At 72.6% G+C, this 14,752-nt stretch carries 11 protein-coding genes and 1 riboswitch; of the genes, 3 read left to right on the forward strand and 8 right to left on the reverse strand.

Annotated elements, in window-relative coordinates:
• Positions 1-45 precede the first annotated feature (45 nt).
• Positions 46-1,164 carry a methylenetetrahydrofolate reductase gene (locus Q4C85_RS04840; protein WP_303140196.1) on the reverse strand — a complete coding sequence of 373 codons (1,119 nt, stop codon included), beginning with the start codon at positions 1,162-1,164 and terminating at the stop codon, positions 46-48.
• A 4-nt stretch (positions 1,165-1,168) separates the two neighbouring features.
• A riboswitch (SAM riboswitch) is annotated at positions 1,169-1,255 on the reverse strand.
• 262 nt (positions 1,256-1,517) lie between these two features.
• Here Q4C85_RS04840 and Q4C85_RS04845 point away from each other — a divergent pair.
• A complete protein-coding gene (locus Q4C85_RS04845) occupies positions 1,518-2,321 on the forward strand; it encodes an alpha/beta hydrolase (RefSeq protein WP_303140198.1) in 804 nt (267 codons plus the stop codon).
• A gap of 43 nt (positions 2,322-2,364) precedes the next feature.
• Here the strand turns inward: Q4C85_RS04845 and Q4C85_RS04850 are convergent, their stop codons facing one another.
• The gene (locus Q4C85_RS04850; RefSeq protein ID WP_303140200.1) at positions 2,365-2,733 is read right to left on the reverse strand and encodes a DUF192 domain-containing protein; all 369 of its coding nucleotides are present in this window, start codon (positions 2,731-2,733) and stop codon (positions 2,365-2,367) included.
• Between the two features lie 71 nt (positions 2,734-2,804).
• A complete protein-coding gene (locus Q4C85_RS04855) occupies positions 2,805-3,671 on the reverse strand; it encodes a PfkB family carbohydrate kinase (protein ID WP_368501412.1) in 867 nt (288 codons plus the stop codon).
• Between the two features lie 149 nt (positions 3,672-3,820).
• Here Q4C85_RS04855 and hrpA point away from each other — a divergent pair, with 149 nt between their 5' ends.
• Complete coding sequence (gene hrpA / locus Q4C85_RS04860; protein ID WP_303140201.1) at positions 3,821-8,593, forward strand: ATP-dependent RNA helicase HrpA; 4,773 nt, start codon at positions 3,821-3,823, stop codon at positions 8,591-8,593.
• Positions 8,594-8,614: 21 nt separating this feature from the next.
• Here the strand turns inward: hrpA and Q4C85_RS04865 are convergent, their stop codons facing one another.
• Positions 8,615-10,174 carry a phospholipase D-like domain-containing protein gene (locus Q4C85_RS04865; RefSeq protein ID WP_303140204.1) on the reverse strand — a complete coding sequence of 520 codons (1,560 nt, stop codon included), beginning with the start codon at positions 10,172-10,174 and terminating at the stop codon, positions 8,615-8,617.
• 412 nt (positions 10,175-10,586) lie between these two features.
• Complete coding sequence (locus Q4C85_RS04870; protein ID WP_368501413.1) at positions 10,587-11,387, reverse strand: hemagglutinin; 801 nt, start codon at positions 11,385-11,387, stop codon at positions 10,587-10,589.
• A gap of 358 nt (positions 11,388-11,745) precedes the next feature.
• Between Q4C85_RS04870 and Q4C85_RS04875 the strand changes: the two genes are divergently transcribed.
• Positions 11,746-12,282 (forward strand): SprT-like domain-containing protein, encoded by a 537-nt coding sequence (locus Q4C85_RS04875; RefSeq protein ID WP_303140210.1) that lies wholly within the window; start codon positions 11,746-11,748, stop codon positions 12,280-12,282.
• Positions 12,283-12,408: 126 nt separating this feature from the next.
• Here the strand turns inward: Q4C85_RS04875 and Q4C85_RS04880 are convergent, their stop codons facing one another.
• The 3 genes from Q4C85_RS04880 to Q4C85_RS04890 all read right to left on the reverse strand — a co-directional run bounded on the left by Q4C85_RS04880 (position 12,409) and on the right by Q4C85_RS04890 (position 14,675).
• A complete protein-coding gene (locus tag Q4C85_RS04880) occupies positions 12,409-12,855 on the reverse strand; it encodes a methylated-DNA--[protein]-cysteine S-methyltransferase (protein WP_303140212.1) in 447 nt (148 codons plus the stop codon).
• Positions 12,852-13,172, reverse strand: a complete 321-nt coding sequence (locus tag Q4C85_RS04885) for a hypothetical protein (protein WP_303140213.1) — start codon at positions 13,170-13,172, stop codon at positions 12,852-12,854. The genes Q4C85_RS04880 and Q4C85_RS04885 overlap by 4 nt, the downstream gene beginning before the upstream one ends.
• A gap of 462 nt (positions 13,173-13,634) precedes the next feature.
• Entirely contained in the window at positions 13,635-14,675 is a 1,041-nt protein-coding gene (locus Q4C85_RS04890; protein WP_303140214.1) for a LacI family DNA-binding transcriptional regulator, read from the reverse strand.
• Between the last annotated feature and the right edge of the window lie 77 nt (positions 14,676-14,752).

The following is a 14,752-nucleotide window of genomic DNA, read 5'->3' on the forward strand; positions in this document are numbered from 1 at the left end:
TCGCACGGTGGTCGCACGGTGGTCGCACCGTAGCGTGCGGGGGGGTCAGGGCCCTGCTCCGGGGTCGGGAGGGCGGGGCGCAGGGGCGGGCCAGCCCGGTCCCGGCGGGCCCGGGTGGGCGCGCCGGTCCCCTCCCGGGCTGGCGTTGAGGTAGTCGCGGCTGACCTCGTGCTGGGCCTGGCGGCTGGGCACGGAGCCCGAGAGGATCCCGCCGAGCCGGAGCTGGGAGATGACGTCGAGGGCGGGGCGGGTGCGGTTGAAGGTGTAAAGGTGCAGGCCGGGGGCGCCCCCTTCGAGGACCTCGGTGGCCAGCCGGAGCGTGGCGTCGATGCCCCGGGTGACCTGGCCCGTGCCGACCGCGCCCTCGCTGCTCAGGGCGGCGCGCAGCGCGGTGGGCACGCACACCCCGGTGAGGGACTCCAGGCGGGTCAAGCGCCGCAGGTCGGTCAGCGGGATGATGCCGGGAAGGATGGGCATGCTCACCCCGGAGTAGAGGCAGGAGCGGGTCAGTGCGAGGTAGTCCTCAGCCTCGTAGAAGACCTGGCTGATGGCCAGGTCGGCGCCCGCGGCCTGCTTGGCGGCGAGGATCTCCACCCCGAGCCCGTGGTCGACGTCGGCGGGGTAGGCGGCCACGGCCACCTGGAGGTGCCTGGCGCCGTCGTCGAAGTACTCGGCCTCGACCTCCCGGATGACGCGCACGAGGTCCTCGGCATGGGGCAGCTCGCCGACGACGTCGTCGGGCTGGACGCCGGCGGGCGGGTCGCCGCGCAGTGCCAGGAAGCGACGCACCCCCATGTCCAGGAAGCGGCGCACGATCCCGACGGCGTCGCGCTTGCGGTAGCCGATGCAGGTCATGTGGGCCATGAGGGGCACCTCGGAAGTGTCCAGGACGTGGGCGACGACGTCCTCGGAGGGATTGTGCTCCTCGACGACATGCACCCGGGTGGGCCGCGGCGATCCGGGGCCCGTGTCCACATCGCGCGGCCCGCCGGCCGTTGTCACGAAACGGGGGCGGTAGGTCACCGAGACGAAGTCGGGCCGGGCGCGCAGCAGGCGGCCGAGCGCCCCCCAGGTCTGGGAAGAGTGCGGGCCGGGTCGGGGCGGGAAGAGCTCGAGGGACAGGCTCGGGCGGCAGGTCCCCGTGCCGGGGTGCGTGCGGGTCATACGGGCTCCATCGGTCCTGGCGGAAGCACCCACCGGATCGGGGTTGCTGCGGCGTCGCGGAGCCAGGTCTCTCAGCCGCTCTGGATGGACTCCGCCACCTTATCGTCCCCGAAGCCGGAGGCGAAATCCAGGTCCGTGGATCAAGACGGTGGATCAAGAACATCGCTCAAGACCATCGCTCAAGACCATGGCTCGCCGGAGCCGGGTGGCCGCGGGTGGGGTGCGGCGGGCACGGGCGAAGCGGTGGGCGCGGGCGGGCGCGGGGCGCCGGCGGGTCACGCTGGGAGCGCAATCATGGGTCCTCCTCCTAGAGGATGGTGACCCGGGGGCTGCGCTGCCCTAGGTTGGCCACTATGACCGAGGTCCGCATCGCCACCGCCCGAGGCATCGCCCTGGCCGGGACGCTGCACCTGCCCGAGGACGCCGCTGCGCTCGACCTTGAGGCAGAACCTCCTGTTCCCATGCGGTCGGAGGGCGTGGTCATCCTCGCCCACGACTTCCTTACCGACCGTCACGGCCTGGGCGACCGGCTCGACATGATCGCCGCCGCCTACCGGGGCAAGGGGCTGGCCACCCTCCAGTTCGACTTCTCGGGCCTGGGGCAGTCCGAGGACGACGTCATCACCCTGGCCGGGGAGGTGGAGGACATCCAGGCGGTGTCCGGGTGGCTGGCCTCGCACGGCTACGTCCGTCAGGCGATCCACGCCAACGGCTTCGGCGCGACCGCAGCGCTGCTCGCCAGGCCGGAGCGGGTGCGCACGGCTGTGCTCGTGGGGGCCGTGGTCGGACCGCAGTCGATCCTGTGGGAGAACGTCTTCTCCCCCGAGCAGCTCGACGAGCTCGACCGTCACGGCATGACCCGGCTGCCCGACGACAACCCCAACCCGCGCCAGTGGGACGTGCTGAGCAAGGAGACGCTCGCCGATGTCTCGCTCCAGTCCCCGGACAAGACGATGGCCGACCTGCCCTGGCCGGTGCTCATGCTGCAGGGGGCGCTGACCGACGAGCTGCCGGACACCGCCGACGCCGCCGCCCAGGGCTTCGCGCTGCTGCCCGAAGGCAGCCGCCTGCACCGGGTGCGGGCCGCGGACACCGCCGAGGCGCAGGCGGAGGTGGCACGCCTGGGCGCCGAGTGGGTCACCCGGCGCCTGCGGTAGACACGGCCGGGCCGTCAGCCGGCTCGGCACACATGGCGGGGTCCTACCGCCTGGCCAGGTGGCCACCGGGCTCGATGCCCAGCCGGGCGGCCTGTCCGGCAGGCAGTTCGACGACGGCCGCGGCCCTCAGCCGCGGCAGACCGACACGTCCTGGAGGCATGCTCCGCACGGACAGCACCCGCCCAGTCCTCGTCACGTGAACGACGTCAATCGTGTACCTCATGCCCACGCAGTGCACCGAGCTGCACCGGGTGATCCACAGCGCACCGTCGAGGTCGTCCGTGCCGAGCAGCCCGATCCGCCGCTCACGCCTCCGGTCGGCCACCCACAGAGGAACACCACTGTCGACCCCGTTGACAACGAGTGTCTGTCCTGCCTGCCCTTCAGCCCACACGGGGGCGTTCCTCGCCATACGGAGCAGAGTAGGTCGACTCCCAGAAGGAGCGGCAAGGGGCATGCGGCCCTAGACAAGGGACTGGAGCGTCACGTGCCTGACCAGGCGACCCACCCGGACCGCGGCCGCAACCGGCAGGGCCGGCTTGCCGCGTTGACGACGCCCATCTTGAGGCGCTCCGGCACTTCGTGACGGTCATCAACGACCGCCCCCGCCTGGACCGCCTCATGAGCGCGACCAGCGTCGAGGAACTCCAGAGCGTCCTCCGCCAGGAGATCTGAGCCGCATGCGCCCCTCCGGCGGGCCCGCGGCGGGCCCCGGGACCACACTTCGCACCCCCACGACACAGGAGCGCCCGACATGACCAAGAGACTCGACATCTCCTTCATCTGCGGAGCAGGCCTCGGTTCCAGCCTCGCCTGCCAGATGGAGGCCGAGGAGGTCCTCCACCAGGCAGGCGTCCGCGCCGACATCATCGTCTCGGCGGAGAACTTCAAGCCCACCATCGAGAAGTACGAGCTCGACCCGTCGATCACCGTCGTCGACCGCGCTGCCACGGCACTGGCCACCTCGACGGCCGGGGCAACAACCTCACCCGTCAACCCCTGACGGTGGGTCCCCGCAAGAGCCCACGCCAACGCGCCGTGGAAGACGTCCCCGGCGCCCAGGGTGTCGACCGGGTCGACGGCAGGCGGGAGGACCTCACCGCTGCTGGGCTCCGGGGCAGCACCGCACCACCAGCGCACCCTCTCAGGCCCGCGGGTCAGCACAACAGCCGCCACCCCACGCTCCCGCAGCCACCGCATGACGTCGTCGGGCTCCGTGAGCGGGCCCTGGGGCCCCGGTGGGAAGAACCGCGCCGAAGGCGCGACGAGGTCGCACACCCCCCGCAGATCTGCAGCAGTGTCCTTCCACGAGCCCGCAGAACAATCCGGTGTGGACGGCGCCATCAGCATGCGAGTGCTCGCTCATGCCCCTATCCAAGCGCACGGTCCCGCCCCGGGCGAGATCAGCGTCGAACCGGCCTGCCCGCATCATCACCGGAAACATGACCTGACGCGCCCGGAGCCACTCCCCCGGGCGGATGGGGGACAATGGGCCGCCTATGGACACCGCCGAGAGCCCCGAGGACATGCCGCTGCCCGCCGTTGCCGGCGGGCTCGACGACGCTCCCGTCGAGGAGCCCGCCGACTCGGCCTCCGGCCGACGGCCCCATCGCGAGAACCGGCCCGGTGGCGGTCACGGCCGGGCGGAGCACGACGAGAACCGTACCGGTCGCAGGGCGCGGCGTGGTGACCCCGGCGGCCGGCGGAACCCGGGCGGGCAACACCGCCCGGCCCGGCCCCGACGCCGGCAGTGGACCGGCTACACCACCGAGCAGCTGGCTGCGCGCGCAGCCAGTGTCCCGGCCATCGTCTACCCCGAGGAGCTGCCCGTCTCGGCCCGCCGCGCGGAGATCGCGACAGCCATCAGCGACCACCAGGTCGTCATCGTCGCCGGGGAGACCGGCAGCGGCAAGACCACCCAGCTGCCCAAGATCTGCCTCGAGCTCGGCCGGGGCGTGGCCGGTATGATCGGGCACACCCAGCCCCGGCGCATCGCGGCGCGCTCGGTGGCCGAGCGCATCGCCCACGAGCTGGGCACCCCCATCGGACGCGACGGCGTCGTGGGCTACCAGGTGCGTTTCACCGAGGAGACCGGCCCGGCCACCCTCGTCAAGCTGATGACCGACGGCATCCTGCTGGCCGAGATCCAGTCCGACCCGATGCTGCGCCGCTACGACACGATCATTGTCGACGAGGCCCACGAGCGCAGCCTCACCATCGACTTCATCCTGGGCTACCTCGCGCGTCTCCTGCCCGACCGCCCCGACCTCAAGGTCATCATCACCTCGGCGACCATCGACTCGGCCCGCTTCGCCGAGCACTTCGGGCGGATACTCACTCCTCAGGGCGGATCCGGGCCGCAGTCGGACGGTGACGGCGTCCCCGGTGCCGACGGCCCTCACAACCGTGAGCAGGCCGGCCCCACGGCGGTGGTCCCCGCCCCCGTCATCGAGGTCTCGGGACGCACCTATCCGGTCGAGATCCGCTACCGGCCCCTGCTCGTCCAGGACGAGGAGGACACCGGCGACGGGGGCACGGCGGGCGAGCGCCCGGCCGAGGAGGACCGCGACCAGGTCACCGGGATCCTCGAGGCCGTCGATGAGCTCATCGCCACCGGCCCTGGCGACATCCTCGTGTTCCTGGCCGGCGAGCGCGACATCCGCGACACCGAGGCGGCCCTGATCGACCACCTCGGGCCCCGCTACACCCCCGACGGACGCAGCCGCACCCCCGGGGCGGTCGAGGTCGTGCCCCTCTACTCGCGCCTGAGCGCCGCCGAGCAGCACCGCGTCTTCGAGGCCCACTCCACCCGCAGGATCGTCCTGGCCACGAACGTGGCCGAGACCTCCCTGACCGTCCCCGGCATCCACTACGTCGTCGACCCCGGCCTGGCACGCATCTCCCGGTACTCCAACCGCACGAAGGTCCAGCGCCTGCCCATCGAGGCGGTCAGCCAGGCCAGCGCCAACCAGCGGTCGGGGCGCTGCGGGCGCGTGGCCGACGGCGTGGCCATCCGCCTGTACTCCGAGGCCGACTTCCTGGCGCGGCCCCAGTACACCGAGCCGGAGATCCTGCGCACCTCCCTGGCCAGCGTCATCCTCCAGATGGCGGCGCTGGGCCTGGGAGCGGTCCAGGACTTCCCCTTCCTCGACGCCCCCGACCCCCGGGCCGTGCGCGACGGGATCCAGCTGCTCACCGAGATCGGCGCCATCGAGCCGCCCGGCCCCGCGGGCGGCTCCCCGTCCAGGCAGGGCCGGGGGACGCCCGGCGGCCGGGGCGACCGGGGCTCGGGGTCCGGGGCGCCGGCCCCATCGTCCCGGGGGCCACGGCTGACCGCCGTCGGGCGCCGGCTGGCGCGCCTGCCCATCGACCCGCGCCTGGGGCGGATGCTCCTGGAGGCCGGTGATCTGGGCTGCGCCGGCGAGGTCATGGTCATCGTGGCGGCCCTGTCGATCCAGGACGTGCGCGAGCGGCCCGCCGAGCGCCAGGAGGCCGCCGACGCCATGCACCGGCGCTTCGCCGACCGCACGAGCGACTTCCTCACCTACCTCAACCTGTGGCGCTACCTGCGCACCCAGAGCCGTGAGCTGTCCGGCTCGGCCTTCCGGCGCATGTGCCGCGCCGAGTTCCTCCACTACCTGCGGGTGCGCGAGTGGCTCGATGTCCACACCCAGCTGCGCCAGCTCGCCCGCCCCCTGGGGCTGGACGCGGCGCCCGTCGAGCTGCCCACCGCCCGCGCCATCCGCGCCGCCCGGGCGGCCCTGGAGCCCGGCAGCCACGAGGCGCAGATCGCCCATGGGGATGTCGCGGCCGCCGTCGTGGCCCTGGGCCGGTCGGCCGACACCCCCGACGCCGACTCCATCCACCGCTCCCTGCTCGTGGGCCTGCTGTCCAATGTCGGCCACTGGGACGAGCGCCGCCGGGAGTACGCCGGGGCGCGGGGCACCCGGTTCACGATCTGGCCCGGTTCGGGGCTGCGCCGCACGACCTATGACTGGGTCATGACCGCCGAGCTCGTCGAGACCAGCCGCCTGTTCGCGCGCACGGTGGCCAAGGTCGACCCCGGTTGGGTCGAGGAGGCCGCCGAGCGAGCCGGCCTGGCCAAGCACGTCGTCTCCGACCCCTACTGGTCGACCCGCCACGGCGCCGCCATGGTCCATGAGAAGGTGCTGCTCTACGGGATGACGCTGGTCGCCGACCGCCCGGTGACGCTGGCCTCGGTGGGCACCCCGGCCGCCCGCGAGGTGGCCCGGGAGATGTTCATCCGCTCGGGCCTGGTCGAGGGCGGTTGGCACGCCCGCCACGGCTTCGTCGAGCGCAACCGGGCCCTGCTCGAGGAGCTGGCCGATGTCGAGCGCCGACGGCGGACCCGCGGGCTGCTGGCCGACGACGAGGCACTGTTCCGCTTCTACGACGACCGCCTGCCCGAGGAGGTCACCGGGGCCGCGGACTTCGACGCCTGGTGGCGGCGCGAGCGCTCCCGCCGCCCCGAGCTGCTCGACTTCACCCGCGAGCTGCTCCTGCCCGAGGGGGAGGACACGAGCGGTTTCCCCGACGCCTGGGTCCAGGGGGACCTGACCCTGCCCCTGTCCTACCTCTTCGAGCCGGGCCGGGCCGAGGACGGCGTGACGGTCCAGGTCCCGGTCGAGGTCCTGGGCCGGGTCTCCCCCGAGGGCTTCGACTGGCTCGTGCCGGGGCTGCGGCCCGAGCTCGTCGTGGCCACCATCCGGGCCCTGCCCAAGCGGGTGCGCCGCCAGCTCGTGCCGGCCCCCGACGTCGGCGCACAGGTGTGGCGGGCCATCGTCGAGCAGGACCCGCGGGCCGCCGGGGCCCCGCCCGAGGCCGCCCCGGGCGCTCAGTCCGCCAGGGCGGCCGGCACGAGAGGCGCTGCCGGTCGTGAGGGCGACACGGCCCCGTCGACGTCCTTCCGCCACGCCTTCAGCCAGGCGGTGCACGGGCTGCGGCAGGTCGAGATCAGCGACGAGCACTGGTCCGAGGCCCGCGAGCGCCTGCCCGAGCACCTGCGCATCACCTTCGCCGCCCTCGACGCCGAGGGTCGGGAGGTTGGCCGCAGCCCCGACCTCATCGACCTGCGCACGCGTCTGGCCCGCAGCACCGAGCAGGCCGTGCGTTCGGTGGTGCACGGGGCGGTGGCCCAGGCGATGGCCGAGGCCCAGCAGCGGGCCGGCCGCGGGAAACGCTCCCGGGCGGGGGACCGACGTAGCCGTGGACGCACCGGGGCCTCCACGGCGCAGATACCCCCGGGCGCGCCGGGTCGGGGCGGGCCTGGGGACAGCCCCGCCGACGCCGGTCGGGCGCAGGCAGGACAGGGACTGGCCGAGCGCACCGGGCTGGAGGACTGGCCGGTCGGCGTGCCCGGCCTGAAGGCCCCCGACCGCTCCACCATCCCCCAGACCCTGGAGACCACGGGGACGGCCGGGCTCATCGTTCGCGGCTACCCGACCCTCGTGGCCGATGGGGCGCGCACCGCGTCCTTGACGATCCTGCCCGACGCCGCCGCCCAGGCCCGCGAGCACGGGGCCGGGGTGACTGCCCTGGCACTGGCCCGCACCTTCTTGCCCACCGGTCGCGTGACCAGCCGGTGGACGGCCACGGAGTCCCTCACCCTGGCGGCCGGCCCCTACCGCTCCACCGAGGCCCTTGTCGAGGACATGGAGCTGGCGGCCGCACGGGTCGTCGCCCGGGGCTGGGCCGCCCAGGAGGGCCGGGAACTGGGGTCGGTGCGCGAGCGCGTCGTCTTCGAGGAGCTCGTGGCGTATCTGCGCCAGCGGCTCGAGGACGAGGTCCACGCCGTCGCCCGCACGGTCGTCCGGGTGCTCCAGGCCCAGCGCGAGCTCGAGCGCACGGTGGCGGCGCACACCTCACTGGCCCTGCTGGGCACGCTCCAGGAGGTGCGCGAGCAGGCCGCCGCGCTGGTCGGCAAGGGCTTCGTGGCCGCGACACCCGCCGAGCACCTGCCCCACCTGCCGCGTTATCTCAACGCCCTGGCGATGCGCGTGGGCAAGGCGGAGGCCTCCCCCGCCCAGGACGCCGCACTGGCCCACCAGGTGCGCGAGGCAGTCGCCCTGGTCGAGCAGGCACGGGCGCGTGCGGCCGGCATGGAGCCCGACCCCGAGCGCGAGGCGGTCCTTGAGGAGGCCCGTTGGCTCGTCGAGGAGCTGCGGGTCAGCCTGTTCGCCCAGACCTTGGGCACGAGCAGGAAGGTGAGCCTCAAGCGGATCTCCCGGCTCGTGTCGACTGTGGGCCGGTAGCCCCGCGCATGCCCGTCCCGCTCACAGCACGGCGGACATGAGGCGGCACACGTTGTCGATGTAGCGCCGGTACCAGGGCTCGCCGGCCCACTCCTCGGCGGTCAGCTCGGTGGACACCGAGCGGTAGTAGTCGTCGTTGTCGCGCAGGAGGTCGTCAAGGTCCCCGCCGAAGGCGAGCAGCATCATCTCGTAGTTGAGCGCGAAGGACCGGAAGTCCATGTTGGCCGAGCCGATGACCCCGACCTCGCCGTCGACGGTCATGTACTTGGCGTGCAGGACCGCCGGTGCCGGATAACGGTAGATCCGCACGCCGGCGGCCAGCAGGGCGGTGTAGTAGGAGCGCTGGGCATGGTTGACGATGAACTGGTCGGACTCCTGCCCCACGAAGAGCTCGACGTCGACACCCTTGTACGCCGCCGACTGCATGGCCGACAGCAGCGCCTCGTCGGGAATGAAGTACGGGCTGGTGATCGACACCGTTCTCGTCGCGTTCTGGATGAGGGACAGGAACATCTTGAGGTTCGGCTCGGTGGGGTAGCCGGGGCCGGAGGGCACGAGCTGCATGGCGTTGACGACCGCGCCGGGCCTGCCCGGCTGGGGCGCGGCGTCCCCGACCACCGGCCCCGGGCCCAGTGGGACGACGGGGACCTTACCGTTGATTCCCAGGGCCAGCTCCTTGGCGGCCTCCGGGGAGATCGAGGGGGCCACCGCCTCGAGGTCGAGGATCTCGCCGGACTCGAAGAACCAGTCCATGGCGAAGATCGCCTGGGCCTCGAGGACGACCTCGCCGGTGACCTCGATACTGAGGTCCACCCACTGACGGCCGGCACGGATATTGCGGCGCAGGTGGTAGCTCGGGTCGATGAGGTTGTGGGAGCCGACGAAGGCCCGCACGCCGTCGACGATGAGCACCTTGCGGTGGTTGCGCAGGTCCGGGCGCCGGAAGCGTCCTTTGAAGGGCAGCAGCGGCATCATGAGCCGCCACTTGATGCCCGCGGCGTCGAGGCGCTTGCCGAACTGCTTCCAACCCGGGTACTTGCGCGAGCCGAGATGGTCGACCAGCAGCCGCACATCGACCCCCCGGGCGGCGGCGCGCCGGAGCGCGTCGTAGAGGATGTCGGTCACCTCGTCCCAGCTCTGGATGTAGAACTCGACATGGACATGGTGCTCGGCGGCGTCGACCGCACGCGCCATGGCCTCGTAGGTGGCTGGGGACTCGGAGTGCAGCGCGATGACCTCCCCGGTCACGCAGGGCAGCCCGGTCAGGGTGCGGTTCATGCGCAGGACCGCGTCGAGCTGTGGGGAGGGATTGGCGCCCTCGGGCGCGTCGGGCAGGTCGCGGGTGTACTCGAGGGTGGCCTTGTTCGCCGCGACCTGCTGCTCGAAACGCTTGCCGTGTACCCACGGGCTTCCCAGGAACAGGTAGAGCGGCAGCCCCACGACCGGGATGAGGAAGATGAGCAGCAGCCATGCCGTGGACGACGAGGGCCGGCGGTTCTCCGGGACGACCCCCAGCGCCACGACCCTGATGACGACCTCCACGCCCAGCCAGATGTTAGCAATCGTCAGCTCCAGCGTCATGGTGCCATCCAACCATGCCTGGCCTTCCGGGCTGAGCCGCCGTGCCCGACGGTCCCGGGCACGGCGAAGGCCCGCCCCGGTATGGATCCACCGGGCCGGGCCCTTCGCGGCGAGGTCGCTCACCGGTTCCCATACCCGGGAGCGGGTCCTCCTTCGTCGGGCGCGAGTCCGCATTCCCTTGGCTGCGGGGTCTCACTCAACGACTGCCCGTCATCAGCACTCCCCAGTACCTCGTGACTGCCGCCGTCCGACGGTACGAAGAACTATGCCGACAGGTCCTGGGAGAACACCACCAGAGGAACTGTGAACATCCTGGAAAACGGCTCAATAAGATCACAATGCGGTGACAAAGCGTCCTGGACGGTCCGGGTGGGCTGGTATCGGCAGTGCCGCACCCTGGGGATGGATTAGCTCAGGGAGAGGTGGACGGCGTCGGGTCGCCGAAGAAGGTGCGGAAGTAGCCGTAGAAGCTCCAGTTGCCCCAGCTCGTGCAGGAGTCGCCTCCCGAGGCCGCCTGCGCGTTGGGCTGGTAGGGGGTGTAGTTGTACAGGCTGGCCGTCGCCTGGTTGGCGATGGTCAGGTCGGTGGCGCCGCAGGCGGGCTCCGGGGAGTAGGCGATCGTGTTGGCCCTGCCGGCGACGACGTCGTACTCGCCGGGGTTGATGCGGTAGCGCTGGAACTGGGAGGCCGCCCCGTAGAGCTGCTGGAAGAAGCCGGCGTAGCGGGGGTCGCAGTCGGCACCGTCGGGGCAGGCGTAGCCGGCGGCCGCCTCGTAGTCACGCGCCGTCAGGCTGGAGCCGGAGGCGGTGAGCAGGCCCTGCTCCTTCTGGATGAGCACGAGGAGGACCTGGGGGCTGATATCGCAGCTCGCGGCGACCTCGGCGATGATCCGGGCGGCACTCTGGGAGTCGGCGCCGCTGTAGCCGCCGGGGCAGAAGACGGTCGGGTCGCGATCCTCGGTGTCGAAGGACGCCTGGGCCAGGCAGGGGGTCGAGTCGGCTCCCGTGCGGCATCCCGCGTTGACCTCCTCGATGAAGGAGGCGATCTCCTCCTCCCCCATCGTCGTGGAGTCGTAGAAGACCTCGTCGTCGATGAGCAGGGCGGGGTCGAAGCCCTCGGTGTCCAGCACGACCGGGGCCGGACCGTCGGCGGCAGCCGTGGTCGAGGCGGGGTCGGCGCCCGGTGGGCCGGCAGCCAGGAGGCCGAGGAGCACGGTGACGATGAAGGCCGCCGCTCCCAGTCCCAGGGCGCCGCCCAGCCCCGCCCGGGGGCCGCGCCGGCGGCCATTCCCGCGACCGCGGGAGCCGGCGCGCGCCGAACGGTTGAGGCGCTGCCCGCGTGGGGCCGAGGGCCGGGTTGCCGGGCGCCTCGAGGCGGGCGCCGAGCGCGACGGCGCCGACCGGGGGGACGGCGTCGGGCGCGCGGCAGGGCGATGGGGCATCGGGCTCATGGTCGCACAGGCCCACGCCGGGACGTACCCGCCCGGTCGAACGAGCCGATCGGTGCGTGGAGGGGCATGTCGGCGGCCTGCCGCCGCATCCGGGGCCGGTGACAGGACGTAGGCTCGCGGCGTGAACCTGCCCGATGTCCTGGACCTGGCGCGCATGCTCATGGAGCGTCATGGCGTGGGCGACTGGGAGCTGGGCCTCGACCGGGCGCGGCGCCGGGCAGGGCAGACCGACCACCGGCGGCGGCGCATCACCCTGTCACGCCATCTCATGGCGCTCTACGAGGAGGCCGAGGTCCGCGAGACGGTGCTGCACGAGATCGCCCACGCCCGGGTGGGCGCCACCCACGGGCACGACGCCGTGTGGCGGGCCGAGGCCCGCCGGATCGGGGCCTCGGGCGAGCGGCTTGTGAGCCAGGAGGCCCCTCGAATCGAGGGCAGCTGGGTCGGCACGTGCCCGGCGGGGCATGTCGCCACCCGCATGCGGCGTCCGGCGGCGCCGTTGTCCTGCGCGGTGTGCTCGCGCCGCTTCTCCCTGGCCAACCTGCTCAGCTGGCGGCACGAGGGCCAGGAGGTCCCCCACCGGGAGATCTCCCCCGGCTACTGGCGGCGGTTGAGCGCCGCACGGCAGGCGTGTCCGTCGGCCGCGGTGGAGCCCTGACGCCCGCCGGGCCCACAACGCAGCCGCAGCGGACCAGTCCCCGCGGCACACCCACAACACACCGTCCGAAAAACACCCAGCACTCCACTCATGGTCACCGCCTCGGGCACCGCCGTGCGCTCGCGGTCATCGACGGGCTTCGTGCTCCAACAGGAGGCGCTTGAGGTCCAGGCCGAATGCGTAACCTCCCAGCCCGCCGTCGGCGCGCACGACGCGGTGGCACGGGACGATGAGTGGGATCCGGTTGGTCGCGCAGCCCGAAGCCGCGGCGCGCACCGCGGCCGGGCGGCCGGCGCGGCCGGCGAGCTCGGTGTAGCTGATCGGTGCACCGGGTGCAACGGTGCGAAGCTCCGCCCAGACCCGCTGGCGAAACTCGCTGCCCGGCTGGCGAACCGCGATGCGCTCGAGCGCCACGACGTCACCCGCCGCGTAGGCGCGCAGCGCCGATGCCACGGGGTGGTCGTCATCGACGAGCGGTTCCTCCGGTGGCTCACCGAAAGTGGCGAAGGTGACGGTATCGCCCTCGACGACGGCGTGGAACGGGTGGCCGCAGATCTCGACGGTCGCTCTCACAGGTAGCTCTCCTTGGTCCACAGGTGCATGGTTGCGTAGGCCCGCCATGGGCGCCACCGCTCGGCCGCCCGGGCAACCGGACCGCCGGGCTTGATACCCAGTGCTCGCGCAAGGACGAGGTCGCCGACCGGACAGGCGTCCGGATCCGCCAGAGCGCACATCGCGACGAACTCGGTGGTCCACGGCCCCACCCCCCTGATCGCAAGCATGCGGGCACGGGTGCCGGCCAGGTCGGCCCCTGGCCGCAGGTCCAGGCCATCCGCGACCGCAGCGGCCACGGCGTGCAGCGTCGCGGCCTTGGAGCCCGTCAGGCGCAAGGCCGCACCGAGCCTCTCGGTCGCCTCGGCGTCGATGAGATCCTACGGCCCCGCCTGCAGCATCCGCCGGAACACCTCCGAGTGGGCAAGGCCCGGATCAGCCAGGACTTCCCGGATCAGCGTGGACAGGGCCCACTGGTTGCGGGTCATCGTGGGATCACTTCCTTGCTTCTTGCCGGAAACAACTGGGACTCCCGCGATGACCCCTCGACGTCAACACCGACGAGGGATCCGCGGGAAGCGACCCCACACTAAAAGACGCACCCCAGGCACCGGCCACAGCACACGGGTCGGGGCTCACGGTCGCGGCGAGCACTCGCGCCGACCGCACCGACCACAGCGCATAGGTCGGGGCCAGCAGTCAGGCCGTCCCCAGTCCGACCCCCGGATGGACGCACCTCCCGGCGGGAAGTCGCCAATGAGATCCGCTCGCCGGGAGACCACCTCATGGCGATCCCACCATCACTGAGGACGGGGCGAAGACCCGGCCGCGGGCGGCGCCGAGGAGGCGCGTACAACGAGTCCGGGGAGGAAGGTCACGTGCTCGACGTCATCGCCCGGGGACAGCAGCAGGTCTGCCGCTGCTCGACCGATGTCCCGCATGGGCTGGTGGACACTGGTCAAGGGGGTGATGAGCTCGGAGGCGATGGCCACGTCGTCGTAGCCGACGATCGCCACGTCCCCGGGAATGCTCAGGCCACGACGGCGGATCTCGCGCATAGCCCCGATGGCCAGCTGGTCGTTGGCGCAGAACAGGGCGGTGGGCGGGCGGGCCTGGTCGAGGAGCTCGGCGGCCCCGGCGGCTCCGGCGTCGGCCGAGTATCCGCGGCCCTCGACCACCGGACGCACCTCCGCCAGTGCGGTGCCCGGGTCGAGCCCGGCGTCCTCCAAGGCTGCCAGCACGCCCTGGCGCCTGTCCCGGGACTGACGCACCGAGATCGGGCCGTTGACGAAGCCGACCCGCTGGTGGCCCAGCCCCACCAGGTGGGCGACGGCGGAGCGCGCCCCCGCGACATCGTCCCCCGAGACGGTGGACAGCTCCGGGGAGATAGGCGGGTGGTCCATGAGCACCACCCGGATGCCCCGCCCGGCGAGCACCGCCAGATTGTCGAGGGTCGAGGCCGAGGGCGTCACGATCACCCCCCGCACGTCCATGCCGGCCAGGAGCCCCATCAGCTCGCGCTCCCGGTCGGGGTCGGAGTCGGTCGAGCTGAGCATGGGCAGACGCCCGTCCTCGCGCAGCCGGTCCTCGATGCCGCGGGCAGCCTCGGTGAAGAAGGGGTTGGCGATGTCGTGGACGAGGACCCCGACCAGCGAGGATCCTCCCCGGCGCAAACGTCGCGCCGTCTCCGAGCGCACGAAGCCCAGCTCCTCGATGGCCTTCTCAACCCGCTCGCGGGTGGCGTCGGCGACCCGCTCGGGGTGGTTGAGCACATGGGAGACGGTGCCGACCGAGACGCCGGCCATCACGGCGACCTCACGGACGGACGGGCGGGATGTCACGGGATGAACCCCCTGGGCGGCTGGCGCGCGTCAGGCGGGAACCGGCTTGGGGCCTCGGCCCGGCGAGCCGTGGACGG

Source organism: Actinomyces sp. (genome assembly GCF_030524025.1).
Lineage (GTDB): Bacteria > Actinomycetota > Actinomycetes > Actinomycetales > Actinomycetaceae > Actinomyces.